The 26,932-nt window shown below is 72.3% G+C and carries 15 protein-coding genes; 6 read left to right on the top strand and 9 right to left on the bottom strand.

What is annotated here, in order from left to right:
* Positions 1 to 130: 130 nt before the first annotated feature.
* Positions 131 to 2,437 carry a HelD family protein gene (locus ABEE00_RS28020; protein WP_345748483.1) on the top strand — a complete coding sequence of 769 codons (2,307 nt, stop codon included), beginning with the start codon at positions 131 to 133 and terminating at the stop codon, positions 2,435 to 2,437.
* On the opposite strand, the gene glgB is transcribed toward ABEE00_RS28020, so the two are convergent.
* The 4 genes from glgB to ABEE00_RS28000 all read right to left on the bottom strand — a co-directional run bounded on the left by glgB (position 2,421) and on the right by ABEE00_RS28000 (position 10,680).
* On the bottom strand, positions 2,421 to 4,634 hold the full coding sequence (glgB, locus tag ABEE00_RS28015; protein WP_345748567.1) for a 1,4-alpha-glucan branching enzyme: 2,214 nt from the start codon (positions 4,632 to 4,634) through the stop codon (positions 2,421 to 2,423). The genes ABEE00_RS28020 and glgB overlap by 17 nt on opposite strands.
* Before the next feature lie 275 nt (positions 4,635 to 4,909).
* Complete coding sequence (locus tag ABEE00_RS28010; protein ID WP_345748482.1) at positions 4,910 to 6,355, bottom strand: maltokinase N-terminal cap-like domain-containing protein; 1,446 nt, start codon at positions 6,353 to 6,355, stop codon at positions 4,910 to 4,912.
* A 531-nt stretch (positions 6,356 to 6,886) separates the two neighbouring features.
* Positions 6,887 to 8,590, bottom strand: a complete 1,704-nt coding sequence (gene treS / locus ABEE00_RS28005) for a maltose alpha-D-glucosyltransferase (RefSeq protein ID WP_345748481.1) — start codon at positions 8,588 to 8,590, stop codon at positions 6,887 to 6,889.
* Entirely contained in the window at positions 8,587 to 10,680 is a 2,094-nt protein-coding gene (locus tag ABEE00_RS28000) for an alpha-1,4-glucan--maltose-1-phosphate maltosyltransferase (protein ID WP_345748480.1), read from the bottom strand. Before ABEE00_RS28000 ends, treS begins: the two co-directional genes overlap by 4 nt.
* Before the next feature lie 644 nt (positions 10,681 to 11,324).
* Here ABEE00_RS28000 and ABEE00_RS27995 point away from each other — a divergent pair.
* The 4 genes from ABEE00_RS27995 to ABEE00_RS27980 are packed head-to-tail and all read left to right on the top strand — an operon-like array spanning position 11,325 to position 14,290.
* The gene (locus tag ABEE00_RS27995; RefSeq protein ID WP_345748479.1) at positions 11,325 to 11,882 is read left to right on the top strand and encodes a hypothetical protein; all 558 of its coding nucleotides are present in this window, start codon (positions 11,325 to 11,327) and stop codon (positions 11,880 to 11,882) included.
* Positions 11,875 to 13,068 carry a putative T7SS-secreted protein gene (locus ABEE00_RS27990; protein ID WP_345748478.1) on the top strand — a complete coding sequence of 398 codons (1,194 nt, stop codon included), beginning with the start codon at positions 11,875 to 11,877 and terminating at the stop codon, positions 13,066 to 13,068. The genes ABEE00_RS27995 and ABEE00_RS27990 overlap by 8 nt, the downstream gene beginning before the upstream one ends.
* Positions 13,069 to 13,091: 23 nt before the next feature.
* Positions 13,092 to 13,646 (top strand): hypothetical protein, encoded by a 555-nt coding sequence (locus ABEE00_RS27985; protein ID WP_345748477.1) that lies wholly within the window; start codon positions 13,092 to 13,094, stop codon positions 13,644 to 13,646.
* Positions 13,643 to 14,290 (top strand): hypothetical protein, encoded by a 648-nt coding sequence (locus tag ABEE00_RS27980; RefSeq protein WP_345748476.1) that lies wholly within the window; start codon positions 13,643 to 13,645, stop codon positions 14,288 to 14,290. Before ABEE00_RS27985 ends, ABEE00_RS27980 begins: the two co-directional genes overlap by 4 nt.
* 46 nt (positions 14,291 to 14,336) lie before the next feature.
* Here ABEE00_RS27980 and ABEE00_RS27975 read toward each other — a convergent pair whose 3' ends face one another.
* A complete protein-coding gene (locus ABEE00_RS27975) occupies positions 14,337 to 15,584 on the bottom strand; it encodes a S8 family peptidase (protein ID WP_451918681.1) in 1,248 nt (415 codons plus the stop codon).
* Positions 15,585 to 15,800: 216 nt separating this feature from the next.
* On the opposite strand from ABEE00_RS27975, the gene glgP reads away from it, so the two are divergent.
* Positions 15,801 to 18,482 (top strand): alpha-glucan family phosphorylase, encoded by a 2,682-nt coding sequence (gene glgP / locus ABEE00_RS27970; RefSeq protein ID WP_345748475.1) that lies wholly within the window; start codon positions 15,801 to 15,803, stop codon positions 18,480 to 18,482.
* Positions 18,483 to 18,586: 104 nt separating this feature from the next.
* On the opposite strand, the gene ABEE00_RS27965 is transcribed toward glgP, so the two are convergent.
* From ABEE00_RS27965 to ABEE00_RS27950, 4 genes are all read right to left on the bottom strand, one after another.
* Positions 18,587 to 20,251, bottom strand: a complete 1,665-nt coding sequence (locus tag ABEE00_RS27965; RefSeq protein WP_345748474.1) for a M4 family metallopeptidase — start codon at positions 20,249 to 20,251, stop codon at positions 18,587 to 18,589.
* Positions 20,252 to 20,597: 346 nt separating this feature from the next.
* Entirely contained in the window at positions 20,598 to 22,580 is a 1,983-nt protein-coding gene (locus ABEE00_RS27960; RefSeq protein ID WP_345748473.1) for a M4 family metallopeptidase, read from the bottom strand.
* A gap of 305 nt (positions 22,581 to 22,885) precedes the next feature.
* Complete coding sequence (locus ABEE00_RS27955) at positions 22,886 to 24,814, bottom strand: ABC transporter ATP-binding protein (RefSeq protein WP_345748472.1); 1,929 nt, start codon at positions 24,812 to 24,814, stop codon at positions 22,886 to 22,888.
* A 20-nt stretch (positions 24,815 to 24,834) separates the two neighbouring features.
* Positions 24,835 to 26,808 carry an ABC transporter ATP-binding protein gene (locus tag ABEE00_RS27950; protein ID WP_345748471.1) on the bottom strand — a complete coding sequence of 658 codons (1,974 nt, stop codon included), beginning with the start codon at positions 26,806 to 26,808 and terminating at the stop codon, positions 24,835 to 24,837.
* Between the last annotated feature and the right edge of the window lie 124 nt (positions 26,809 to 26,932).

Raw genomic sequence — 26,932 nt, 5'->3', positions numbered from 1 at the left:
GGACACGGGGGAGCGGGGACAAGGAAAACCCCCGTCCCGCAAATTGCGGACGGGGGTTTTCCTCGCGTATATTCGATCCTTCGTGACTGCTTTCCCCAAGTCACAAAGAAAATCACTGAGTTCACAGTATATGCGGCCGGGAGCTGGATTGTCAAACAAGGAATTGCGGGAAGAGCAGGAATTCATCGACCGGCTCTACCGCCGCGTGGACGCGCTGCGCGGGCACACCGAGAACGCCGTGGAGAGCGCGCAGGAACCCGTGGGCAGCACCATGCAGGCCAAGCTGGAGCGCGACGTGCTGGTGGCCGAGCGCTCGGGCCTGCTCGCGGCGCTGAACGCCGTGGACAACGCGCTGTGCTTCGGCCGCATCGACCTGGCCGAGGGCGGCCACCACCACATCGGCAGGATCGGGCTCAGGGAGGACGACGAGGAGCACACGCCGGTGCTCATCGACTGGCGCGCCCCGGTCGCCCGCCCCTTCTACCTGGCCACCGGGCACACCCCGATGGGGCTGCGGCGCAGGCGGCACATCACGATGCAGGGCCGCGAGGTCACCGCGCTGCACGACGAGATCATGGACCTCGGCGACAGCGAGCGCACCGGGTACGAGGACCCCAGCGGCGACGCCGTGCTGCTCTCCGCGCTGAACGCGGCCCGCACCGGCCGCATGGGCGACATCGTGCAGACCATCCAGGCCGAGCAGGACCGCATCATCCGCGCCCCGCACCGCGGTGTCCTGGTCGTCGAGGGCGGGCCCGGCACGGGGAAGACCGCGGTGGCGCTGCACCGCGCCGCGTACCTGCTCTACGAGCACCGCGAGCTGCTGGCCAAGCGCGCCGTGCTGGTCGTCGGCCCGAACCCGGCGTTCCTCGGCTACATCGGCGAGGTGCTGCCCTCGCTGGGCGAGACCGGGGTGCTGCTCTCCACCCTCGGCGAGCTCTTCCCCGGGCTGCACGCCACCGGCACCGACACCCCGCACGCCGCCGCCGTGAAGGGCCGAGCGGACATGGCCGGGGTGCTGGCCGCCGTGGTGCGGGACCGGCAGGCGCTGCCCGAGCCGGTGATCGCCATCGAGCACGACAAGAGCGTGCTGATGCTCGACGCCGACCTGGCCAACGTGGCGCGGGAGCGCGCGCGTGCGCTGGACCTGCCGCACAACGAGGCGCGGGAGCACTTCGAGGGCTACATCCTCAACACGCTGACCGAGATGCACGCCGAGCAGATCGGCACCGACCCGTACGACGGCGGCAGCCTGCTGGACGAAGCCGATCTGACCCAGATCCGCGACGAACTGGGCTCCAACCCCGAGGTCTGGTCCGCGATCGACCAGCTCTGGCCGGTGCTCACGCCGCGGCAGCTCGTCGCCGACTTCCTCGCGGAGCCGACGCATGTGTCCGAGGAGGACGCCGCGGCCATCCGCCGCTCCGTGCCGGACTGGACGCCCGCCGACGTGCCGCTGCTGGACGAGGCCGCCGAGCTGCTCGGCGAGGACGACCGCGCGCGCCGCGCCGCCGCCGAGGCCGAGCGGCGGGAGCAGATCGCGTACGCGCAGGGCGTGCTGGACGTGGCGTACGCCTCCCGCACCTACGAGTTCGAGGACAAGGAGGACGAGGACTCGGAGGTGCTCGGCGTCCAGGACCTGATGGACGCGGAGCGGATGGCCGAGCGGCAGGAGGAGGTGGACCACCGCACCCCGGCGGAGCGTGCGGCGGCCGACCGCACCTGGGCGTTCGGGCACATCATCGTGGACGAGGCGCAGGAGCTCTCGCCGATGGCCTGGCGCCTGCTGATGCGCCGCTGCCCGGCCCGCTCGATGACGCTGGTCGGCGACCCCGCGCAGACCGCCGAGGAGGCGGGCGTCGGCTCCTGGAAGGAGATCCTCGACCCGTACGTGGGCGACCGCTGGGAGCACACCAGGCTCGGGGTCAACTACCGCACGCCCGCGGAGATCATGGAGGCGGCTGCCGGGGTGCTGCGGGAGAGCCACCCCGGCTTCGAGCCGCCCAGCTCGGTGCGGTCCACCGGGGTCCCGCCGAGGCTGTGGGAGAGCGGCGAGGACCTGTACGAGGCGGTGGCCCGCGCGGTCGCGGCCGCCACCCCGGAGGAGGGGCGGCTCGCGGTGATCGCGCCGGACGACCTGTGCGAGCGGATCGCCGCCGCCGTGCCGGACGCCGAGGCGGGCCCGAACCCGGACCTGACCCGCTCGGCCGTGGTGCTCGGCCCCCGGCAGGCCAAGGGCCTGGAGTTCGACGCGGTGGTGGTGGCCGAGCCGCAGCGCCTGGGCACCAGCGACCTGTACGTGGCGCTGACCCGTGCCACCCGCACCCTGGATGTGGTGCACACCGGCGACCTGCCCGCCGCGCTGCGGGAGGCGGGCGTCGCGGGCGCCGACGACGAGACCGCCGCCGGCGCCGGGGGCGTCACGCGAGGGGAGTGAACCAGACCGTCGCCAGCGGAGGCAGCACGGGCGCGACGGAGGCCGGACGGCCGTGCGAGGGCACGGCCTCCGTCTTGACCGGCGAGGGGTTGAGCACGTCGCCGCCGCCGTAGCGGAGCGCGTCCGTGTTCAGCACCTCCTGCCACGCCTCGTGCCCGTCCGGCACCCCGAGCCGGTACGGACTCCGCGGCACCGGCGAGAAGTTGGCCACCGCGAGCAGCGGCGCGCCCTCCGCGTCGTAGCGCAGGAAGGCCAGCACGTTGTCCTCGGCGGCGCCGCCCTCGATCCAGGAGAAGCCGCCGGGGTCTGTGTCCCGCTGCCACAGCGCCGGGGTGGCCAGATAGCAGGCGTTGAGGTCCCGCACCAGGTCCCGCACCCCGCGGTGGTCCGGCTCGGCCCCGTACGCGGGGTCGAGCAGCCACCAGTCGGGGCCGTGGCCCTCGGACCACTCGGCGCCCTGCGCGAACTCCTGCCCCATGAAGAGCAGTTGCTTGCCCGGGTGCGACCACATGAAGCCCAGATACGCGCGGTGGTTGGCCCGCTGCTGCCACCAGTCGCCGGGCATCTTGGAGACCAGCGAGCGCTTGCCGTGCACGACCTCGTCGTGGGAGATCGGCAGGATGTAGTTCTCGGAGTACGCGTAGACCATCGAGAACGTGATGTCGTCGTGGTGGTACTTCCGGTGCACCGGCTCCTTGGACATGTAGACCAGCGAGTCGTGCATCCAGCCCATGTTCCACTTGAAGCCGAAGCCCAGCCCGCCGAATCCGCCCTCGCCCACGTGGTGGGTGGCCCGGGTGACGCCGCTCCACGCGGTGGACTCCTCGGCGGCGGTGATCACGCCGGGGCAGCGGCGGTAGACGGTGGCGTTCATCTCCTGGAGGAAGGCCACCGCGTCCAGGTTCTCCCGGCCGCCGTAGACGTTCGGGGTCCAGCCGCCGTCCTCGCGCGAGTAGTCGAGGTAGAGCATCGAGGCCACGGCGTCCACGCGCAGGCCGTCGATGTGGAACTCCTCGCACCAGTACACCGCGTTGGCGACCAGGAAGTTGCGGACCTCGCGCCGCCCGAAGTCGAACTCCAGGGTCCCCCAGTCGGGGTGCTCGGCGCGGCCCGGATCGGCGTGCTCGTACAGCGGCGTGCCGTCGAACTCCGCCAGCGCCCACTCGTCCTTCGGGAAGTGCGCGGGCACCCAGTCCATCAGCACGCCGATGCCGGCCCGGTGCAGCGCGTCCACCAGGTACTTGAAGTCGTCGGGCGTGCCCAGCCGCGCGGTCGGCGCGTAGAAGCCGGTGACCTGGTAGCCCCACGAGCCGCCGAAGGGGTGCTCGGCGACCGGCATCAGCTCGACGTGCGTGAAGCCGAGGTCCTTCACGTACGCGGGGAGCTGCTCGGCCAGTTCGCGGTAGCTCAGCCCTGGGCGCCAGGAGGGGAGGTGCACCTCGTACACCGACATCGGCGCCTCGTGCGCCGGCCGTTCCGCGCGCCGGGAGAGCCACGCGGCGTCGCCCGCGGACCACACGTGCTCCGAGGCGTGCACCACCGAGGCGGTCGCGGGCGGGCACTCGGTGCGGCGGGCCATCGGGTCGGCGCGCAGCGTGTGCGTACCGTCGGGGCGGCACACGTCGAACTTGTACAGCGCGCCCTCGCCGACCCCCGGCAGGAACAGCTCCCACACCCCGCTGGAGCCCAGCGAGCGCATCGGGAACGCGGTGCCGTCCCAGTAGTCGAAGTCCCCGGCGATCCGCACGCCCTGCGCGTTCGGCGCCCACACGGTGAAGCGGGTGCCCGCGATGCCGTCGTGCGTCATCGGCCGCGCGCCCAGCGCGTGCCAGAGCTGCTCGTGCCGGCCTTCCGCGATCAGGTGCAGGTCCATCTCGCCGAGCGCGGGCAGGAACCTGTACGGGTCCTCCACCAGCAGCTCGTCCTCGCCCGGCTCCTCGCCGTAGCGCACCAGCAGCTCGTAGGCGGGGAGTTCGGGCAGCGGCAGCACCCCGGAGAACAGCCCGTCGCCCTCGTGGTGCAGCTCAGCGCGCAGGCCCTTGGCCAGCACCGTCACCTCGCGCGCGTACGGGCGCAGCGCCCTGAACGCCACGCCGCCGCGCACCGCGTGCGCGCCGAGCACGGCGTGCGGGTCGTGGTGCGCGCCCGCGAGCAGCCGCCGCCGCTCGCCCTCGGGCACCGGCGGAGCGGGCAGCACGCCCTGCGGGTCGCGGGTGTCCGCGCTGCGGGGGGCGGGGGTCGTGGGGAGCTCCGTATCGGGTGCAGCCGTCCCCCTGACTTCCTGAGCTGCGGCCTCCTGAGCTGCGGCCTCCTGCTCCGCGGCCTCCGCGGTCTCCTCAGCGCCCGCGCCCGTGTCTCCGCCGGCGCCGTCGGCTGCGGTGCCGTCTCCGTCGGCGGGTCCTGGCAGAAAGGCCGGGGGCACACGCGGGCCGCCGTCTTCCGGGCGGGTCGGCGGCTGAGGGGCGATCACGGTCAGAACCTCCTGAGAGTGGGGGAGTCGGCCAGCCGCCCGACGGCGGCCAGCGGGACGGGAAGCCAGTCAGGGCGGTGCCGCGCCTCGTACAGCACCTCGTAGACGGCCTTGTCGGTCTCGTACGCGCGCAGCAGCGCCGCGTCCTCGCGCGGGTCGGCGCCCGCGGCCTCGGCGTAACCGGCGCAGTACGCGTGCCGGTTGGCCACCGCCCACTCCTCGGCGACGGCCGAGCCGCCGGTGGACTGGCAGGCCGCGTAGTCGAAGGAGCGCAGCATCCCCGCGACGTCCCGCACCGGGGGCTGCGGCCTGCGCCGCTCGGCCAGCGGGCGCGCGGGCTCGCCCTCGAAGTCGATCAGCGACCAGTGCCCGTCGCCGTTCCGCAGGGTCTGCCCGAGGTGCAGGTCCCCGTGCACCCGCTGGGCCCGGCACGGACCCGTGGCCCGCACCAGGTCGGCGAAGGCGCCGCGCAGCCCGGAGACGTACGGGCGCAGCGCGGGCACCACGACGGCCGCCGCCTCCAGGCGCTCGGTCATCTGGGCCGCCACGCCCTCCAGGTGCTCCCTGTCCAGCTCGGCGACCGGCAGGGCCTCGGCGAGCCCCGTGTGGACCTCGGCGGTCGCGCGGCCCAGCGCATAGGAGTCAGCGGTGAAGTCCCGCTCCCCGCCGAGCGCCTCCAGCGCGAGCTGCCAGCCGTCGCGCGTGCCGGGCAGGAAGGGCTGGAGCACGCCGAGGGTCATCGGCTCGCCGTCTTCGCCGGCCGCGGTCTCGTACCAGGCGACCGGCGCCGGCACCCGCTCCGAGCCCACGGCGTCCCGGCGGGCCAGCGCCCTGGGCAGCTCCAGATCGGGATTGACCCCCGGGCTGACCCGGCGGAACAGCTTGAGGATGTACGCATCCCCGTACACCACCGAGGAGTTGGACTGCTCGGCGGCGAGCGGCCTGGCGGTCAGGCCGGAGGGCAGCGGCGCGTCCGGCGCGCGGCCGAAGCGCAGCGGCCCCAGCGCTCCGGGCGTGCGCAGCCGCTCCAGGAGTACGGCGGTGAGGCGCGGGTCGTGCAGCGCGTCGTACACGGTGCGGCCGTCGAGGGGGCCGCCCTCGGCGCGGCCGAGCACGGCAGGCGCGAGCTCGGGCGGCGCGGTCTCCCGCACCCCGAGCAGGAGTTGATAGCAGTCGGCGTGCGCGGCGCCCCCGTCGGGGGCCTCCGCTTCCGCCGGATGCGGTACGGGCGTCTGGCGGGCCCGCACCAGCAGGTGGAGCAGGCCGGCCGGGCGCCCGGACATGGGCAGGATCTCGGTTGCCGAGACCAGGGTGAAGTCCCTGACCGGCCGCCCCTTCCCCGCGAACCAGCGTTGCCGCGGCAGCCACTGCGCGAGCAGCGGTGAGAGAGAACTCAACAGCGCGGAGGAGTGTGGCACCGCGGTAAGGGGCAAGGAGCTTTCCGACATGGCGTCCTTTCCCCGGGCACACGAAAGGTACGGCAGAGTGTCCCGGATTGCGGGGAGTCTGTCCGGCTGTGCGGGACGTGTCGAATGAGTATCGACCGTGCGGGCTAGGAGGGCACGGGGTGCAGACAGAGTGCCCCGGCCGTGAGGCCCTAATCCGGCCGCCCCGTTTGGCGGTTGAGCCCTCGCCACGCGCGGCGCCGCCGCCCCGCTTCCGGTGTGGGCGATCGGTCCGCCGAGGGGCGGAACGGGCGGGCACACCGGAGCGGAACCGCACCCGCGAGGCCCCAGGCCCCCCGCGCCCAACGAGGCGCTCGCCGGGGGCGGTTGGCCAAGGGGCCAGCCCCTATCCGTGCTGCGCACGGGGGTTGGCCCCGGCCTGCTGGGGTTGCGCGGGTGCGGGGGCTGCGGTCCGCTGTGCCCACCCTCCCCCAAGCTCTCCGGCTTCGCTCCGAGCAGGGAGGTACCCCCCTCGCCCCTGCGGAACGATTGCCCACAGCTCGGAGCGGGGGGCGCGAGAGCGGGAGCGCGGGCTCAGCCCGCGGAGTTCTCGCGCAGGCGGAACCAGTAGAAGCCGTGGCCGCCCAGGGTCAGCAGATACGGCAGCTCACCGATGGCCGGAAAACGCACACCGCCGATCAGCTCCACCGGCACCCGCCCGTTGAACACCCGCAGATCCAGCTCCGTCGGCTGCGCGAAGCGCGAGAAGTTGTGCACGCACATCACGAGGTCGTCCTCGTGCTCCCGCAGGAACGCCAGCACCGACGGGTTGGAGGACTCCAGCTCGGTGTAGGTGCCGAGCCCGAACGCCGGGTTCTGCTTGCGGATCTCGATCATGCGCCGGGTCCAGTGCAGCAGCGAGGACGGCGAGGACATGGACGCCTCGACGTTCGTCACCTGGTAGCCGTAGACCGGGTCCATGATCGTGGGCAGATACAGCCGCCCCGGATCGCACGAGGAGAAGCCCGCGTTGCGGTCCGGCGTCCACTGCATGGGCGTGCGCACCGCGTCGCGGTCGCCGAGCCAGATGTTGTCGCCCATGCCGATCTCGTCCCCGTAATAGAGGATCGGCGATCCCGGCAGGGACAGCAGCAGGGCCGTGAACAGCTCGATCTGGTTGCGGTCGTTGTCCAGCAGCGGCGCGAGCCGGCGGCGGATGCCGATGTTGGCCCGCATACGCGGGTCCTTGGCGTACTCCGCGTACATGTAGTCGCGTTCCTCGTCGGTGACCATTTCGAGCGTGAGCTCGTCGTGGTTCCGCAGGAAGATGCCCCACTGGCAGCCCGAGGGGATCTGCGGGGTCTTCGCGAGGATCTCCGAGACCGGATAGCGGGATTCCCGCCGCACCGCCATGAAGATCCGCGGCATCACCGGGAAGTGGAACGCCATGTGGCACTCGTCGCCGCCGGCCTCGTACGAGCCGAAGTAGTCGACCACGTCCTCCGGCCACTGGTTCGCCTCGGCGAGCAGCACCGTGTCCGGGTAGTGCGCGTCGATCTCCTCCCGCACGCGCTTGAGGAAGGAGTGCGTGCGCGGCAGGTTCTCGCAGTTGGTGCCCTCTTCGGCGTACAGATACGGGACCGCGTCCAGCCGGAAGCCGTCGATCCCCAGGTCCAGCCAGAAGCGCAGCCCGGAGACCATCTCCTCCTGGACGACCGGGTTCTCGTAGTTGAGATCCGGCTGGTGCGAGAAGAAGCGGTGCCAGTAGTACTGCTTGCGTACGGGATCGAAGGTCCAGTTGGACGCCTCGGTGTCCACGAAGATGATGCGCGCGTCCTGGTACGCCTTGTCGTCGTCGGCCCAGACGTAGTAGTCGCCGTACGGCCCCTCGGGGTCGTTCCTGGACTCCTGGAACCACGGATGCTGGTCGCTGGTGTGGTTCATGACGAAGTCGATGATGACGCGCATGCCGCGCTGGTGCGCGGCGTCCACGAACTCCACGAAGTCGGCCAGGTCCCCGAACTCGGGCAGCACCGCCGTGTAGTTGGAGACGTCGTAGCCGCCGTCCTTGAGCGGGGACTTGAAGAACGGCGGCAGCCACAGGCAGTCGACGCCCAGCCATTGCAGGTAGTCGAGCTTCGCGGTGAGGCCCTTGAGATCGCCGATGCCGTCGCCGTTGCTGTCCTGGAAGGAGCGGACCAGGACCTCGTAGAAGACGGCCCGCTTGAACCACTCGGGATCGCGGTCTCTGGCGGGCGTGTCCTCGAAGGTGTCGGGGACGGGCTCGTTGACGGTCATGATGCGGGTGACCCTCCGGTCTGTGAGGACGGTCGCAGGGTGAAGATGTGCGCCGCGGCGGGAGAGGCGCCTCCGTCACCTCCCGGTGTCAGCCGCACATAGTTGTCCCTGCCCCAGTGGTAGGTCTCGCCGGTGAGCTCGTCGCGCACCGGGAAGGTCGGCACGGACCCGGAAACGCTCATCTGAGCGTCTGCCAGGCCGAATGTTTCGAGTGCCGGCATGTCCAACGACACCGTCGCTTCGTGGGTGTGGTGTGGGTCCAGGTTGACCACCACGAGCACCGTGTCGGCGGAGCCCTCGCCGCCGTCGGGTCCCTCGGGGCAGGTCACGCTCTTCGAGTACGCGATCACCTGGTCGTTGTCGACGTGGTGGAAGCGCAGCGAGCGCAGGTCCTGCAGCGCGGGGTGCCGGCGCCGCAGGCGGTTCAGTGTGGTGATCAGTGGTGCGATGGACGTGCCGTCCCGCTCGGCGGCCGCGCGGTCGCGGGGCCGCAGCTCGTACTTCTCGGAGTGCAGATACTCCTCGCTGCCCTCGCGCAAGGGGGCGTTCTCGCAGAGTTCGTACCCCGCGTAGACGCCCCAGGAGGGGGAGAGGGTCGCCGCCAGCACGGCGCGGACCTCGAAGGCCGGGCGCCCGCCGTTCTGCAGGTACGCATGGAGGATGTCCGGCGTGTTGGCGAAGAAGTTCGGCCGCATGTAGGCGGCGGTCTCGCCGGACAGCTCGGTGAGGTACTCGGTCAGCTCGTGCTTGGAATTGCGCCAGGTGAAGTAGGTGTACGACTGCTGGAAGCCGATGCGCGCGAGCGTGTGCATCATCGCGGGCCTGGTGAACGCCTCGGCGAGGAAGACCACGTCGGGGTCGGTGCGGTTGATGTCGGTGATGACCTTCTCCCAGAAGACCACCGGCTTGGTGTGCGGGTTGTCCACCCGGAAGATCCGCACCCCGCGGTCCATCCAGAAGCGCAGGATCCGCAGCGTCTCGCGCACGATGCCGCGGAAGGCGGCCGGGTCGCCGCCGCCGTTGCCGTCGAAGTTGAGCGGATAGATGTCCTGGTACTTCTTCGGCGGGTTCTCCGCGTACGCGATGCTGCCGTCGGGCCGGTGCCTGAACCACTCCGGATGCTCCTTCACCCACGGGTGGTCCGGCGAGCACTGCAGGGCGAAGTCGAGCGCGACCTCCATGCGCAGCTCCTTCGCCCTGGCCACGAAGCGGTCGAAGTCGGCGAAGGTGCCGAGGTCGGGGTGGATCGCGTCGTGGCCGCCCGCGGCCGAGCCGATCGCCCAGGGGCAGCCCACGTCGTGCGGGCCCGCGGACAGCGCGTTGTCCGGGCCCTTGCGGTAGGAGTCGCCGATGGGGTGGATGGGCGGCAGGTAGACCACGTCGAAGCCCATGGCCGCGACCGCGTCCAGCCGCTCGGCCGCCGTACGGAAGGTGCCGGAAACCGGCGGGCGCCCCTCCTGGACCTTGGCCCCCTCGGAGCGCGGGAACATCTCGTACCAGGAGCCGAACAGCGCGCGCCTGCGCTCGACTTGGAGGGTCATCGCCTGCGAGGAGGTGACCAGCTCGCGCAGCGGGCAGCGGTCGAGCACCTCGGTGACCTCGGGGGCGAGCGCGGCGGCGAGGCGCGCCGCGTGGGTGCGGGAGGCGTCGCGGAGCGCGTCGACCGCGTCCAGCACCGCCGACCTGCCCTCGCTCTTGGGCACTCCGGCGGCGGCGCGCTCGTGCAGCAGCGCGCCCTCCTCCAGGGTCAGTTCGGGGTCGATGCCGGCGGGGATCTTGATCCGCGCCGCGTGCCGCCAGGTGGCGACGGGGTCGCTCCACGCCTCGACCGCGTACGTCCACCGGCCCTCGGCGAGCGGGGTCACCTCGGCGCCCCAGCGGTCGGTGCCGGGGGCGAGTTCGCGCATGGGGGTCCAGGGGCCCTGGCGGCCCGCGGGGTCGCGGAGCACCACGTTGGCGCCGACGGCGTCGTGCCCCTCGCGGAAGACGGTGGCGGTGACCTGGAAGGTCTCCCCGGTCACCGCCTTCGCGGGGCGGCGCCCGCAGTCCACGGAGGGACGGACGTCGAGGACGGGGATGCGACCGATCATGGGCTCACCTGGATGCGAAGCGGGCGCGGCGGCTGCCGCGGGCAGCGGAAATCTCGGGGGGTTTTGCTTGTTTTCCGCTCTTTGTACCTGCTCCACCGGTGTCTTACGGGCTGCGGGCATCTGCGCTCCTGTGCGCGTTCACTCGGGTGGGGGCCGTACGTCGGCTCTGTGCCGGTACGGGAGGAGTACGGGAAATCCTGCCCCGGCCGTTCATGCGGGCAATCCGCCGCCGGGTGAACTACCCGTACGTAGCCGGTGGGCGGTCAACGGGTTCTTGACACGGGGTGAGTTGAGGGGCACCGGACGGCGGGCGCGCGGGGCGGTGCGGGGAGGTGTGGGGCGCGCGCTCCGGGGCAGGGGTGGTGAACTCCCTTTCGGGAAGGGCGGGTTGCCGCCCCGTGCGGGAATGCCAGGGGACAGCTCGGGATATTCCGTAATTCCGGTTCCTTCGCGTGCGGGATTCTCCGAAGCAGCGCCGATTCTTCACGCGATGTGCACTCGGCGAGAATTGCCGGGCGGGTTCGCCGCTCCGCGGTGCTGGCATGATGAGTTGTCGGTTGTGGCAGGTGAGCGCCCTGATGGCGGGGGTGCACGGTGCTACGACATGCATTTAGTAATTCGGAGCGACCGGAAAGTTCAGCACGATGTCGGGACAGCATTCGGAGAGCTGGCAGAAGCTCCTGGATTCCGCGAACCGGCCCGCAGGCGGCGGGAATTCACCGGCCGGCGGTGACGGCGGCGGCGAGCCCCGGATGTCGCTCGCCTCGCTCGCTGCCGACGCCGGGGGAGGCGGCTCGGCCGGCGGCGGTCACGGTCCCTCGGGCAACGGCGCCCCGGGCGGCGGTCACGGCGCGGGCGGTCACGGCGGCGGCGACCCCGACCTGAAGGTGGACGACGACAAGATGCGGCTGCTCGTCCACCGGCTGAGGGAGAGCGACGACCGGATGCAGGGCGCGGTGCGGCGGCTGGAGAAGGCGGGGCCCAAGGGGCTCGGCACCGAGGCGCTGGACGAGGCCTGCGCCGAGTTCCAGGGCCAGTGGGAGAACGGCATCGACAAGATCGGCAAGGCCACGCGGAAGGTCACCGACGGACTGCGCTCGGCCCTGGAGCTGCACATGGGCAACGACGCGCGGGTGGCCCGCATCTTCGCCGACGGCAAGCGGGGCGGCCACGGAGGCGGGCACGGGAGCGTGCATGGCTGAGGAACAGGGCTGGCCGGGGCTCCAGTTCAACCCGGCGAAGGGCGACGCCTTCACCGTCAGGTCGCTGGCCCACGACGTGAGGACGGTCGGCGACGAACTCGGCGAGGCGCTCCGGCTGCTGGACTCCATCGGCAGGTCCGAGGGCGTCTGGGAGGGGCGCGCCGCCGACGCGTTCGGCAAGAAGGTCGGCGAACTGCCCAAGCTGCTGCGCCAGGGCAAGGACTCCATGCACGACTGCGCCAGGGCGCTGGAGACCTGGCACGACCGGCTGACCGGCATGCAGAAGGAGGCGGGCGGCCTGGAGCGGGACGCGCGGCGGGCGCGGCAGCGCGCCGAGCACGCGGAAGCGGCCCGTACGAGCGCGCGGCAGGCCCACCAGCAGGCGATCAGCGACATGGTGCCGCCCGAGCAGGAGCAGAAGGCGTCGCGTCACGCGGACGACGCGGCGACGGACGCGGACCGGGCCGAGGACCACCTCCAGGACATCATCGACAGGGCGAAGAAGCTGGAGGACCGCTGGGAGACCCTGGCGGGCGAGGCCGAACGCGCGATCCTGAAGGCGTCCGAGAACCATCCGCCGGATCCGGGGGTGTGGGACCGCCTCAAGGACGGGGTGAAGGAGGCGTGGCGCGCTTCCAAGGACTGGCTGGTCGACAACGCGGACCTGCTGTCGGCGGTGAGCAGCGGCCTCGCGGCGGTCGGCCTCGTGCTCTCGCTCACCGGTGTCGGCGCGCCCGTGGGACTGGTACTCGCCTCCATGGGCGCGGCGGGCGGCGCGATGGCCGGGCACTGGATGGGCCGCGAGCGCGGCAACGGGACCTCCATGGCGAAGATCGGCATGGACGGTCTCGGGCTGCTCCCCGGCGTCGGCGCGATCAAGGGCTTCGCCACGGCGGGGCGCGGGCTCACCTTGGCGAGGGGCGCGGGCATGGCGGCGCGCGGGGAAGCAGCCACTGCGGGCCTGTCCGAGTCGTTCACCAACCCGCTGAGCATGAAGGCCGCGCACTGGGCCGCGGGGAAGTTCGGCAAGACGCTGCCGGACTCCCAGTTGATGCAGATCCCCATCAAGGGCGCGGGCTCGGCGTCGAACGGACACCGCTGGGCCGAGTCGCACCTCGACGACGGCAAGCAGACGCTCGCACCCGCGCAGCCCTCACCCCAGCCCTTCGTGCAGGCCACGAGCTGACCCCGTACGACGAGGAACGACACATGTCAGAAGAAGACGACCTGCTGTACCACGGGACGCCGATCGGCGCGGTGCGACGGCTGATCCCCGCTCAGCAGTTGATCCAAGACCCCGGCACGGCCGCCGTGGCCGAGGAACAGGGCCGCCGCCTGGACTTCGACTTCCGGGACGACGCGGCGGTCACCGGACTCCTGCGGCTGCGCAGGGACGAGTGGGACACGCGGTACAGGCGTGGGCGGTGGACCGTGCTGCCCGCCACCCTGCTCTGCTTCCCCGCCCTCGCGCAGGCGAGCTCGCTGAAGGAGAGCAACGACCCGCCCATCGCCATGGCCCTGCTGGGCGCCAACATCCTGCTGATCCTCCTCTTCCTCACCCCCTACTTCTGGTGGGTCCTCCGCGTCTACATGTCGCGGGAGCGGAAGAACATGCGCGCCCGGTGCAACGGCTACCGCCGTGTCGTCCAGGCCGCGCGGGAGAACGGCGCCGACATCCCGCGCTTCTACCCGCACGTCGTGGAGATGCGCATCAACGCCACGTACCGCGCGGCCACCCCCGTACCGGAGAAGGCTGGGCAGTGACCGTTCAGGACGCGGCGACGCGGCTCCAAGTGCGGTACGTGCTGCCGCCGTTCTTCCACGAGATCCCGGTCGGCGGCGACGCCGAGGAGACCGGTGAGGCGCTGCTCGCCGCCGCGCGGGAGCTGATGCCGGGAGGGGACACCGACGACTGGTTCGCGTGGATCCTGCTGACGGTGTCCCAGCTCGACGCGCTGCACGAGGCGCGCGCCGTGTACGCGGGCTTCTGCCTGCTCGACATGGAGGGCCGCAACAGCACCGCGAACGTGGTCATCACGCACACCGGCCTGCGCGAGCCGGATGCGCCCGAGGCCACGGCCGCCACGTTCGCCGCCGCGCTCCGCTCCGCGCACCCGGACGCCTCGGTGCACCGCATGGCGCTCCCGTGCGGCCCGGCCGTCGCCAAGGTCGAGGGGCGCACGGCGCCGTTCCCGCCGGAGACGGTGGAGGTGGCGGAGGCGTACGCGGGGGAGCGGCGGCACGTGCGGCTGGGCAGCATCCAGGTCTTCGTGCCGCTGCCCAACGAACGCGAGCTGCTCACCCTGGAGATGACCACCCCCGACATGGAGGACTGGGACTTCTACTCGCGGATGTTCTCCGACACGGTGCGCAGCATCGAGTGCTGGGAGGAGCCGGACGGCGCGTGACGTACGCCGCCCCGCTCACGGCACCCCACGTTCACGGCATCTCGCTTCACGGCACCCGCAGCAGCCGGTTGGGCGAGCCCTTGCCCGGCGCCTTGACCTGGCCCTTGTCCGCGCGCGCGACCAGTGCCCGCGCCACCTGGGCGGGGGACGCGCCCCGGTGCCGCCCCAGATAGAGCGCCGCGGCGCCCGCGGCGTGCGGTGCCGCCATGGACGTGCCGGAGAGGGTGGCCCGCGCGGTGTCGCTCTTGTGCCAGGCCGAGGTAATCCGCACACCGGGCGCGAACAGGTCGACCGCCGCGCCATAGTTGGAGAACGCGGCGCGCCGGTCCCGCGCGTCCGTGGCCCCCACGGTCAGCGCCTCCCGCACACGGGCCGGTGAACCGCCGCTCGCCGGCGCGTCCTCGTTGCCCGCCGCCACCGTGTAGGTGATGCCCTTGCGTAGGGAGGCCCGCACGGCGGCGTCGAGTTGGGGCAGCGCGCCGCCGCCGAGGCTGAGGTTGGCGACCGAGCCCCTGGGCGCGTTCCTGGTGACCCAGTCGATGCCCGCGATGACCTGCGTCAACGTGCCCTCGCCGCGCGCGTTCAGCACCCGCACCGGGACGATCGTCGCGCGTTTGGCCACCCCGTACCGCGTGCCCGCGACGGTCGCGGCGACGTGCGTGCCGTGCCCGTTCGCGTCGTTCGCCGTGCGGTCGCGGCCGACGAAGTCGTAGCCGCCCCTGACCCGGCCGCCGAAGTCGCGGTGCGCGGCGCGCACGCCGGTGTCGATCACGTACACCTTCACACCGCGGCCGTCGCCCTTGGTGGGCACATAGCGCTTGTCCAGCGGCAGCCTCGTCTCGTCGATGCGGTCCAGGCCCCAGGAGGGCGGGCGCCGCTGGACGTCCCGTATGCGGACCGTGATGTCCTGCGCGACGGAGGCCACCCCGGGCTCGGCGGCCAGCCGGCGCGCCTGCTCCGGTGTGGCCCGCACGGCGTAGCCGTCGAGTGCGGTGCGGTACGTGTGGCGTACGGAGGCGCCGTGCCGGTCGGCGAGGCGGGCGCCGGGGCGCATGGTGACGAGGTAGCTGCCGCGCACGGCGTCCGGCGCGCCGTACCCCGCGACGCGCCCCTCATCCGGTGTCCGGGGCGCGGCCTGCGCGGGCAGCACACCCGTGGCCAGCATCGCCGCGGATGCCGCTGCGGCTAACGCGGCGCGCGAGGCACTTCCGCCGCGCGCTCCTGCTCTTCCCGTACGGGCCGTGCGGGGCGTCCGGGCCGAACGGGTCGTACGGGACTGGGATCTCGGTGACATGACGATGTCCCCCTTGTCATCGCTTGTCGTGCGCTCGGCGGCGCGGAGAAGCAGCTTCTCCCGCGTGCCGGGAGCGCACAAGACCCGGCGTACGGGAGCTCGCGGGAGGCGTGCGGGGGAGGGGCAGCGGAGAGGGGGCGCTCGGGAGGGTGGACATCGCGCGGAAACCGGGTGAAGAGGAGCAATCCCCTCGGCGCGGGCGTTACCGTCGTATCCGTGAAGGCCATCCGTCGTTTCTCCGTGCGCCCCGTCCTTCCCGAACCCCTGCGCCCGCTGGCCGAGTTGGCCCGCAATCTGCGCTGGTCCTGGCATCCCGAGAGCCGGGCGCTGTTCCGTGACATCGACCCGGCCGCCTGGCAGGCGGCCGACGGCGATCCGGTGCGGCTGCTCGGCTCGGTGCCGCCGGCGCGGCTCGCCGAGCTGGCGGCCGACCGCGGCTTCCTGCGCAGGCTCCAGCTCGTCAGCGGCGATCTGCGGGACTACCTCGGCGAGCCCCGCTGGTATCAGGAGGAGGACGGCCAACTCCCGCAAGCCATCGCGTACTTCTCCCCCGAATTCGGCATCACCGCCGCGCTGCCGCAGTACAGCGGCGGGCTCGGCATCCTCGCGGGCGACCATCTCAAGGCGGCCAGCGACCTGGGCGTCCCCATCATCGGTGTCGGGCTGCTCTACCGGCACGGCTACTTCCGCCAGAGCCTGTCGGCCGACGGCTGGCAGCAGGAGCACTACCCGGTGTTCGACCCCGACGAGATGCCGCTGGAGCTGCTGCGCGAGCCGGACGGCACCCCGGTGCGGATCGCGCTGCGGCTGCCCGCGGGACGCTCGCTCGCCGCGCACGTGTGGCGCGCCTGCGTGGGCCGGGTCCCGCTCCTGCTGCTGGACTCCGACGTGGAGGAGAACGCCCCGACCGAGCGCGACGTGACCGACCGGCTGTACGGCGGCGGAAGCGAGCACCGGCTGCTCCAGGAGATGCTGCTCGGCATCGGCGGCGTACGGGCTGTGCGTGCGTACTGCCGGATCGGCGGCCATCCCGCGCCCGAGGTGTTCCACACCAACGAGGGGCACGCCGGGTTCCTGGGCCTGGAGCGGATCAGGGAGCTGGCCGAGGACCCGGGGCTGGGCTTCGCCGAGGCGGTGGAGGCGGTCCGCGCCGGCACCGTGTTCACCACGCACACGCCGGTGCCGGCCGGCATCGACAGGTTCGACCGCGAGCTGGTGGCGCGGCACTTCGGTCCCGAGGGCGAGCTGCCGGGCGTGGACGCCGAGGACGTGCTGCGGCTCGGCATGGAGACGTACCCCGAGGGCGAGCCGAACCTCTTCAACATGGCCGTCATGGGCCTGCGGCTCGCGCAGCGAGCGAACGGCGTGAGCACCCTGCACGGCAGCGTGAGCCGGGGGATGTTCTCCGGGCTGTGGCCCGGGTTCGACCCCGAGGAGGTGCCGATCGCCTCGGTCACCAACGGCGTGCACGCCGCGACCTGGGTGGCGCCCGACGTCCCCTCCGGGGTGCACCGGATGACCGACTCGGGGCTGTGGCGGATGCGCCGCACGCTGCGGGAGCAGCTCGTACGCGAGGTGCGCGCGCGGCTTCACGCGTCCTGGCGCCAACGGGGCGCCGCGCAGGCCGAGTTGGGATGGATCGACAGCGTCCTCGACCCGGACGTGCTGACCATCGGCTTCGCCCGCCGCGTCCCCTCGTACAAGCGGCTGACCCTGATGCTGCGGGACCGCGACCGGCTGATGGACATGCTGCTGCACCCGCAGCGCCCCGTGCAGCTCGTGATCGCGGGCAAGGCGCATCCGGCGGACGACGGCGGGAAGCGGCTGATCCAGGAGCTGGTGCGGTTCGCCGACGACCCGCGCGTGCGGCACCGGATCGTGTTCCTGCCGGACTACGGAATGGGGATGGCGCAGAAGCTGTATCCGGGCTGCGATGTGTGGCTGAACAACCCGCTGCGCCCGCTGGAGGCGTGCGGCACCAGCGGCATGAAGGCCGCGCTGAACGGCTGCCTCAATCTCTCGGTCCTCGACGGCTGGTGGGACGAGTGGTACGAGCCGGACTTCGGCTGGGCCGTGCCCAGCGCCGACGGCGCGGCGGCCGAGGACCCCGACCGGCGCGACGAGATCGAGGCCGCGGCGCTGTACGAGCTGATCGAGGAGCACGTGGCGCCCGCCTTCTACGAGCGCGGCGCCGACGGCGGCGGTGTCCCCGACCGGTGGGTGGAGATGGTGCGCCAGACCCTCACCCGGCTCGGCCCGAAGGTGCACGCCGACCGCATGGTGCGGGACTACGTGCAGAAGCTGTACGCACCGGCCGCGCAGGCCCACCGGGAGCTGCGGCCCGACACCGCGCGCGAGTTGGCGGCATGGAAGGCGCGCATCCGCGAGGAGTGGCGCGGGGTCGCGGTGGACCACGTGGAGTCGGCGAGGTCGCCCGAGGGGGCGCCGTCGGGCGATGCCGTCCCGGCTGGTGTCCCGGGCCCGGGTGCGGCTTCGGCCACGGCCGACGGCATCCCCGGTGTGCCCGCCGGTGAGGGCGACGCGCTGGAGCTGGGCTCCGGGCTCGCGCTGCGGGTGCGGGTGGCGCTGGGCGCGCTGGAGCCGGGGGACGTGGAGGTGCAGGCGGTCGCGGGACGGGTCGACGACAGCGACCGGATCTCCGGGGCCGACGCGAGCCGGGTGGCGCTGAAGCCCACAGGCGGCCCCGACCTGGAGGGCCGCTGGCTGTACGAGGGCTCGCTGGCCCTCGACCGCACGGGCCCCTTCGGCTACACGGTGCGCATCCTCCCCGCGCACCCCCTGCTCACCTCGCCGGCCGAGATGGGCCTGATGGCGGTGCCGGCGGACGAGGGGGCCGAGTCGGGTTCCGGTGAGGCGGCGGGGCTGCTGATGAGGTGAGCGGCTGATCCCGTATGGACGCGGTGCGGCCCGCCCCCGGCTCACGGGGGCGGGCCGCGACTGCGTTCAGGCGCGGGTCAGTCGGCGTGCCGCAAGGCGGTCGCTCACTTGACCTTGACCGCGGTCCACGCCCTCTCGACGGTCTTCTTCTGGGTGCTGTTCTTGCCGAACAGGTCGGAGGCCGCCTTCACGGTGGCCTTCCGGGCCGCCGCGTAGTTGGTCTTCGACGTCATGTTCTCGGTCAGCGCCTTGTACCAGATCTTCTCGGCCGCCTTGATGCCGATGCCCTTGACCTTCTTGCCGTCGGCGGTGGGCGAGTTGTACTTCACGCCGTTGATGGTCTTCTTCCCGCTGCCCTCGGAGAGCAGGTAGAAGAAGTGGTTGGCGATGCCCGAGGAGTAGTGGACGTCGACCTTGCCGGCGTTCTTGGACCAGTAGTCCAGCGACTCGCCGTCCTTGCTGGGCTTGTCCATGTAGCGCAGCGGGGTGCCGTTCCCGTTGATGTCGATCTTCTCGCCGACCAGGTAGTCCGGCACGTCCTTCTTGTTGTTCGTCTTGAACTCGACGGCCGCGGCGAAGATGTCCGAGGTCGCCTCGTTCAGACCGCCGGACTCGCCCTCGTATATGAGGTTCGCCGTGGCCGAGGTGACGCCGTGGGACATCTCGTGGGCCGCGACGTCCATGGAGGTCAGCGGCTTCTTGTTGCCCTCGCCGTCCCCGTACGTCATGCAGAAGCAGGAGTCGTCCCAGAAGGCGTTGACGTAGTCCTTGCCGAAGTGGACGCGGCTGAGCGCGCCCTTGCCGTCCCCGCGAATGCCGGTGCGGCCGTGCACCGACTTGTAGTAGTCCCAGGTCACGGCCGCGCCGTAGTGCGCGTCGACGCCGGCGGTCTGCGCGCTGGAGACCTTGCCGTTGCCCCAGACGTCGTCCTTGTCGGTGAACAGCGTGCCCTGGCCGTCCTCGGCGCCCTTGAGGTTGGTCGTGCGGTTCCCGCCGCGGCCCTTGTCCACGAGCGTGAACTTGCCCTTGGAGCCCGAGGTGCCGAGCTTGACCTTGCCGCTGTACTGGCTGTTGCCGATGCCCTCCTGCACGCCCTGCCAGCGCTGGAGCTCCCTGCCGGTGGCGGCGTCGGTGACGACGTGCAGCTTCTTCGGGGTGACACCGTCCTTCTGGGTGCCGCCGTGCACGGTCTCCCAGGCCAGCACGGGCTTGCCTTCGCCGCCCGCCCACACGACCTTGCGCGGAGCCGAACTGCCCTCGGCCTTCGGCGTGTCCGGCTTGTGCGCCGCGGGGGCGAGGGTGCTCGGGACCGCGAGCTTCGCGGTGGTGGCGCGGGTGCTGCCGAGGTGCTTGCCGGAGGCCGACTTGTGCACCACGAGGTCGCCGCCGAGCACCGGCAGCCCGTCCAGGGTGCGCTCGTAACGGATGTGCGTGGCGCCGTCGTTGTTCTTCACCACGTCCCTGACGTGCAGCTTCTCCCCGGCGCCGAGTCCCAGGGCGCGGGCGTCGGCCGCCGTGGCCTCCGGGGCGCTCGCCGCCTTGATCAGCGCGGCGCGCTCGGCGCCGGAAAGCGGCGCGGGGAGGGCCTGTTGGCGGGGGGCGGGGTTCGGGCCCGGCTGGGCGGTGCCGGCGTTCGCCGTGCCCGCCGTGACGCCTGCCAGGGCCAGCGCGGCCGTGGCGGCGAGGGCGCCCGCAGCGCGGGTGGCGGTGCGGGTGCGCCCGGTGGGTCTGCCGCCTGAGGTTCTGCCGCTGCTTCTGTTCGAGGTCACTCGGTGGCTCCTTCTGCCAAGGGAACCGGACGGTGCGCGACGGGGAAGAGGCGCCGTCCGGGGGGTGATGCAGAACTGCGGAACGGTGGTGCGAGTGCGCTGCCGGCGTACGAGAGGTCGCCGTGCGCCGTGAGCCTGCCACCCGGGGTGTGTGCATGTCACCGGTGCGAGGGGCAATCTGCCATAGCTTGGCCGGATATCGTCCGTTCCCGCGAAGGCCGCGTCCGGAGTGCGGACGCGGCCTTCGCCGTGCACCGGCCCAAGGGGCCCTGTGCGGTCGGGACTTGGGGTGCGGGGCCGGGAACTGCGAGTCCGGGTCAGGGACTCGGAGCCCGGCGCCCGGGACTTACGGGGTGATCTTCCAGGAGTCGATGTAGCCCGAGTCGCTCCACCACTTGTCGGTCACCCGCAGCTTCCACACGCCCTTGGCGAGCTCGGACGAGGCGTTGACCGTGTAGGTCTCCTTGACGTCGTCGGCCGAGTCGGAGGAGCTGGAGTTCTTCAGCCGGTACGCCGTGCCGTCCGGGGCGACCAGGTCGATCTGCAGGTCACCGCGGTAGGTGTGCACGATGTTCACGTCGACCTTCGTGGTGGCCGAGGCGTTGCCCGCCTTGTCGACGGTGATCGGCGACTCCACCGTGCCCGGGTCCGGGATGGCGTAGTCGGTGGTGTTCTCGTTGCTGCCGCCGGGCGGGTCGCCGCCGCCGGGGCGCGAGCCGACGTTCACCGCGGCCCACGCGTTGGCCACCGCGTTGTACTGGGCGCTGTCCTGCCCGTACAGGTCGGCCGCGGCCTGGAGCGTTCCGGTGCGCGCGCCCGCGTAGTTGGTGTTCGAGGTGAAGCGCTCGGTCAGCGCCTTGTACCAGATCTTCTCCGCGGCCGAGCGCCCGATTCCGGTCACCGGCTTGCCGTCCGAGGTGGGGGAGTCGTACGGGACGCCGTTGATGACCTTGGCGCCGCTGCCCTCGGAGAGCAGGTAGAAGAAGTGGTTCGCGGGGCCCGAGGAGTAGTGCACGTCCACGCCGCCGATGCCCGAGTACCAGGCGTCCTTGGACGCGCCGTCCTTGCTCGGCTTGTCCATGTAGCGCAGCGGCGAGCCGTTGCCGTTGATGTCGATCTTCTCGCCGATGAGGTAGTCGCCGACGTCGCTGGAGTTGTTCGCGGAGAACTCGACGGCCGTACCGAAGATGTCCGAGGTCGCCTCGTTCAGGCCGCCGGACTCGCCGCTGTAGACCAGCTTCGCCGTGGCGGCGGTGACGCCGTGCGACATCTCGTGGCCGGCCACGTCGATCGCGGTGAGCGGCTTGGAGTTGCCCTGCCCGTCGCCGTACGTCATGCAGAAGCAGGAGTCCTGCCAGAACGCGTTGACGTAGTTGTTGCCGTAGTGCACCCGGCTGTAGGCGCCGACGCCGTCACCGCGAATGCCGCTGCGTCCGTGCGTGTTCTTGTAGTAGTCCCAGGTCGCGGCCGCGCCGTAGTGCGCGTCCACCGCGGCGGTCTGTGCGTTGGACGGGGTGCCGTCGCCCCAGTTGTCGTCGGCGTCGGTGAAGAGCGTGCCGGTGCCGGACGAGCCGTGGTTCAGGTTGTACGTCTTGTGGTTGCCGCGCCCGGTGTCGGTCATCGAGTACTGGCCGCCGGACTGCGCGGTGCCGAGGGTCACCTTGCCGCTGTACTGGCTGGTGCCGGTGCCCTCGTGCACGCCCTGCCAGCGGTGCAGCTCCTTGCCTGTGGCCGCGTCGGTGACGACGTGCAGCTCGTTCGGGGTGGTCCCGTCCTTCTGCACGCCGCCGCGCACGGTCTCCCAGGCCAGCACCGGCTTGCCGTCGGCGGCCCAGACGACCTTGCGGGGCGCGACGCTGCCCTTGCCCTTGGGGGTGGCGGGCTTGTGCGCGGCGGGCGCGACCGTGGTGGGGAGGGCGAGCTTGGCGTCCGTCGCCTTGACGACGTCCGTCTTGCCGTTGGTCGTCTTCTCGACGATCAGGTCGCCGCCCAGCACCGGCAGTCCGGCGTAGGTGCGCTCGTAGCGGGTGTGCGTGGTGCCGTCGGCGTTCTTGACGACGTCGCGTACCCGCAGGTCCTCCTGGGCGCCGAGCTTCAGCGTCTTCTCGGTGGCGGACTCGGCCGCGTCGGCCTTCTTCACCAGGGCCGTGCGCTCGGCGGGGGAGAGCTTGACCGGCAGCCGGCCGGGGTCGGGCTTGGCCGCCGGCACCTTCGGCGCCTGGGGTGCGGCGCTCGCCTGGGCCTGGAGGCCGAGCACGGCCACGGCCGACGCGGCGACGAGCGCGGTGGCGGCGGTCGCCGCCGATCTCTTGCGGGGCAGATGTCTCACGCGAACTCCTTCTGCGATGTGGTGCAGAACTGGTGGAGCTGCCCGACGGGGGCGCCTGATACGGCCGTAGTCGGGGCGGAGCGTGGGGGGAGGTGGTACGGAGGCGCCGTGCGCGGCGAGGGAAGACTGACACCGTTGCGCGTCAAGCGGTACGGTCCGGCCGCACAATGGCCGGAAGTTGTCCGTTGACCGAATCCCGTGTCCGCTCACCGGACGTCGGCGGGCACGGCGCGGGCCGGTCGCAGGGGCCTCGTACGAGGGCCGAGCCCCGCCCCGATTCCCCGTACGGGGCGGAAAACCCCTGGTCAGTGCACGCTGTCCCGCCACGAGGCGTGCAGCGAGGCGAAGTGTCCCTCCGCCGCGATCAGTTCGCCGGGCGGTCCGTCCTCGACCACGCGGCCCGCCTCCATGACCAGAACCCTGTCCGCAACTCGCACCGTGGACAGCCGGTGGGCGATCACTATCGCGGTGCGGCCGCGCAGCACGGTGCGCATGGCCTGCTGCACCGCGCGCTCGCCGGGGATGTCCAGTGAGGAGGTCGCCTCGTCCAGCACCAGGACCGAGGGGTCGGCGAGCAACGCCCGGGCGAAGCCCACGAGTTGGCGCTGACCGGCGGATATGCGGCCGCCGCGCTTGCGTACGTCGGTGTCGTACCCCTCGGGGAGCGCGGCGATGAACCCGTGCGCGCCGATGGCACGCGCGGCCCGCTCGATCTCCGTACGGGAGGCGTCGGGGCGGCCGACCGCGATGTTCTCCGCGACCGTGCCGGAGAAGAGGAACGCCTCCTGGGTGACCATGACCACCTCGCGGCGCAGCGTGGCGGAATCGAGGTCGCGCAGGTCCACGCCGTCCAGCAGCACCCGCCCCGCCGTCCCGTCGTAGAACCGCGCGAGCAGCTTGGCCAGCGTCGACTTGCCCGCGCCCGTCGCGCCCACGACCGCCGTGGTGTGCCCCGCGGGCAGCGTCAGGTCGAAGGGGGGCAGGACCTCGCCGCCGGTGCGGTAGCCGAAGGCCACGCCCTCGAAGTCGACCCGCCGGCCCCGCGATCCGTCCCCGCCGCCGCGTGCGGGCAGCGGGCGCGGGCGGTCCGGTTCCGGGACCGAGGGCGTCTGGGCCAGCAGGCCGGCGATCTTCTCCAGCGAGGCGGCGGCCGACTGGTACGCGTTGAGGAACATCCCGAGCCGGTCGATCGGCTCGTACAGCCGCCGCAGATACAGCACGGCCGCCGCCAGCACGCCGAGCGCGAGCCCGCCTGAGGCCACCCGGTACGCGCCCCAGACCACCAGCGCGGTGACCGCGAGGTTCCCCGCCAGGCGGGAGAGGAAGACATAGCGGCCCATCTCCAGTGTGGCGCGCCCGTTGGCCTCCCGGTGCCGCGCGTTGAGCCCGGCGAACTCCCGCTCGTTGGCCGCCTCCTGGCGGAAGGACTGCACCGGGCGTATGCCGTTCAGCGTCTCGGTGAACTTCACGATCACCGCCGCGATGGCCGTCGACCGCCGGCGCGAGACCCGCAGCAGCCGCCCCTGGAAGTCCCGCACCAGGAAGGCCAGCGGAACGAAGGAGAGCAGCACGGCCGCGCCGAGCCCGGCGTCCAGCCAGCACAGCAGCACCGTGATGTAGACCGTGGACAGCACCAGCGTCAGCAGCTCCTCCAGGCCCTCGCTGAGGAGTTCGCGCAGTGCCTCGATGTCGGTGGTGGCGCGGGATATCAGCCGCCCCGAGGTGTAGCGCTCGTGGAAGTCGATGCTCAGTGCCTGCGCGTGGCGGTGGATGCGCTGGCGGAGCGCGAGCAGCGCGTCCTGGTTGACCCGGGCCGCGGTGCGCGTGAACAGGTACTTGAGGCCGCCCGCCGCGAGGGCGCAGCCCAGGTACGCGGCGGCCACGGCGAACAGCGGCCCCCGGTCCCCGGCGCGCAGCGCGGGCACGGCGCGATCCAGCGCCAGCGCGACCAGGAACGGCCCCGCCTGCGCCGCGGCCTGCTGCACCAGCAGCAGCGCGGCGGCCACCGCGACCCGGCCGCGGTGCGGGCGCAGCAGCGAGGCGAGGAGGCGGCGCGGGGCGGGGAGGCGGTCGCGCTCGAAGGCGTCGTCGGGGTCGGGAGCGTTTTCCTTCTGCTCCCGCTCGGTCTTCGGCCCGCGCTCCCTTCCCGGGTCAGGTCTCGGCTCAGGACCCTCCGGTTCCTCCGGTTCCTCCTCGTCGTCGCGCCCCGTGCGCCACGTGGTCCCGCTGGTCACCGTCCCCCTTTCCCGTGCTCTCAGTGCTCTCCGCGCTCGTCGTGTCCCTCGTGCTCGTCGCGTGCCTGGCGTGCCTGGCGTGCCTGGCGTGCCTGGCGTTCTTGGCGTTCCTGGTGTTCCTCGTGTTCGTCGGACATCAGGTGTCTGTACTCCGCGCTGTCCCGCAGCAGTTGGCTGTGGGTGCCCACCGCCGCTATCCGGCCCCCGGAGAGCAGCGCCACCCGGTCGGCGAGCTGCACCGTGGACGGGCGGTGCGCCACGACCAGGGCCGTCGACTCCGCCAGCACCTCGCGCAGCGCCGCCTCGACGGCCGCCTCGGTGTGCACGTCGAGCGCCGAGAGCGGGTCGTCCAGGATCAGGAAGCGGGGACGCCCGGCCACCGCGCGGGCCAGCGCGATCCGCTGCCGCTGGCCGCCGGAGAGGCTCAGGCCCTGCTCGCCCACCTGCGTGCGGACGCCCTCGGGCAGCGCGTCGACGAAGCCGTCGGCCTGCGCCACCCGCAGCGCGCGCCGCACATTCCCGGAGCCGAAGCCGCTGCCGCTATCGGTGCCGTTGCCACTGCCGGTGCCGGAACCCGGACCGCCCGCCCCCATCCGTACGTTGGCGTCCACCGTGGCGGAGAACAGCGTCGGCTCCTCGAAGGCCACGGCCACCATGCCGCGCAGCTCCGCGCGGGGCAGCGCGGCGATGTCGGCGCCGTCCAGCGTGATGCGGCCGCCCGACACCTCGTACAGCCGCGGCACCAGCGCGGTGAGCGTGGTCTTGCCGCTCCCCGTGGCCCCGGCGAGCGCCATCGTCTCGCCCGGCCGTATGTGCAGGTCGAGGCCGTCCAGCACGGGCGGCGCCGCGGCGGGCGCGTCCGGATAACGGAAGCGCACGCCCTCGAAGCGGAGCCCGCCGCAACGGGGTTGGGCTTCCGCACGCGGTGCGGCCGTACGAGTCCGGACCGCCCGCCCCTCCTCCGGCCCCTCCTCCGGCCCCTCCTCCGGCACCGCCGTGTCCCGTACCTCGAAATACCGGTCCGTCGCCGTCGCCGCGTCGTTGCTGATGGCCAGCAGGAACCCGAAGGACTCGACCGGCCAGCGCAGCGCGAGCGCCGTGGACAGGAAGGCCACCAGCGTCCCGGCCGACAGTGTGCCGTCCGCCACCTGCACGCTGCCCAGCACCAGCGCGGCGCCGATCGCCAGCTCGGGCAGCAGCACCACGACGGTCCAGATGAGCGCGAGTATCCGGGCCTTGCCCAGCTCGATGCCGCGCAGCTTCGCCGCGTCCCTGCGGAACGCGCGGGCCTGCCCGCGGTGCCGCCCGAAGCCCTTGATGATCCGTATGCCGAGGACCGCCTCCTCGATGTGCGTGGTCAGGTCGCCGAGCTGGTCCTGCGCGGCGCGCGCCGCCAGCGAGTAGCGCATCTCCAGCGCCGTGCAGAGCGCCACCAGCGGTATCAGCGGCCCCAGGACGACCAGGCCCAGCGTCCACTGCTGGGAGAGCAGCACCGCGTACCCCACGAGGACCGTGCTGCCGTTCACCACCAGGAACGTCAGCGGGAACGCGAGGAACAGCCGCAGCAGTTGGAGGTCGGTCGTGCCGCGCGAGAGGAGCTGACCGCTGGGCCAGCGGTCGTGGAAGGACACCGGTAGCCGCTGCAACTGGGCATACAGGTCGGCGCGCAGCCGTGCCTCCACCCCGGCGAGCGGGCGCGCGAGCAGCCACCGCCGCATGCCGACGAGCACCGCCTCCGCCACGCCCAGCGCGAGCAGCAGCGCCCCGCCGAGCCACACCCCTCCGGCGTCCCGCGCCGCGACGGGCCCGTCCACCAGCCACTTGAGCACCAGCGGGACCGCGAGCGCCATGAGCGAGGCGCCGATGCCCACGCCGGCCGCGGCGAGCATGCGCCCGCGCACCGGCCGCACATAAGGCCACAGCCGCCACAACGACCGCACGGCCGACCGCCGTACGCCCTCACGCCCCGCTCCGCACCCCGCACCGCCCGCCATCTCTCCGAGAGTACGGACGCCCACTGACACCGCTCATCCGTTTTTCCCGTCAGCGGAACGGCCGGCACGCGGACCAGCCGATATGCGCCAATTCCCGTGCAGGGGAGGGGTGTTACGAGGCTGG

Source organism: Streptomyces odontomachicola (assembly GCF_039605595.1).
Taxonomy (GTDB): Bacteria; Actinomycetota; Actinomycetes; order Streptomycetales; family Streptomycetaceae; genus Streptomyces.
This window is presented reverse-complemented; position numbering and strand designations above follow the sequence as displayed.

Excerpts from the sequence above, each read along its gene's own strand:
- ABEE00_RS28020 (WP_345748483.1), top strand. The coding sequence starts at position 131 with ATGCGGCCGGGAGCTGGATTGTCAAACAAGGAATTGCGGGAAGAGCAG.
- ABEE00_RS28010 (WP_345748482.1), bottom strand. The coding sequence starts at position 6,355 with ATGTCGGAAAGCTCCTTGCCCCTTACCGCGGTGCCACACTCCTCCGCG.
- treS (WP_345748481.1), bottom strand. The coding sequence starts at position 8,590 with ATGACCGTCAACGAGCCCGTCCCCGACACCTTCGAGGACACGCCCGCC.
- ABEE00_RS28000 (WP_345748480.1), bottom strand. The coding sequence starts at position 10,680 with ATGATCGGTCGCATCCCCGTCCTCGACGTCCGTCCCTCCGTGGACTGC.
- ABEE00_RS27995 (WP_345748479.1), top strand. The coding sequence starts at position 11,325 with ATGTCGGGACAGCATTCGGAGAGCTGGCAGAAGCTCCTGGATTCCGCG.
- ABEE00_RS27990 (WP_345748478.1), top strand. The coding sequence starts at position 11,875 with ATGGCTGAGGAACAGGGCTGGCCGGGGCTCCAGTTCAACCCGGCGAAG.
- ABEE00_RS27985 (WP_345748477.1), top strand. The coding sequence starts at position 13,092 with ATGTCAGAAGAAGACGACCTGCTGTACCACGGGACGCCGATCGGCGCG.
- ABEE00_RS27975 (WP_451918681.1), bottom strand. The coding sequence starts at position 15,584 with ATGTCACCGAGATCCCAGTCCCGTACGACCCGTTCGGCCCGGACGCCC.
- ABEE00_RS27950 (WP_345748471.1), bottom strand. The coding sequence starts at position 26,808 with ATGGCGGGCGGTGCGGGGTGCGGAGCGGGGCGTGAGGGCGTACGGCGG.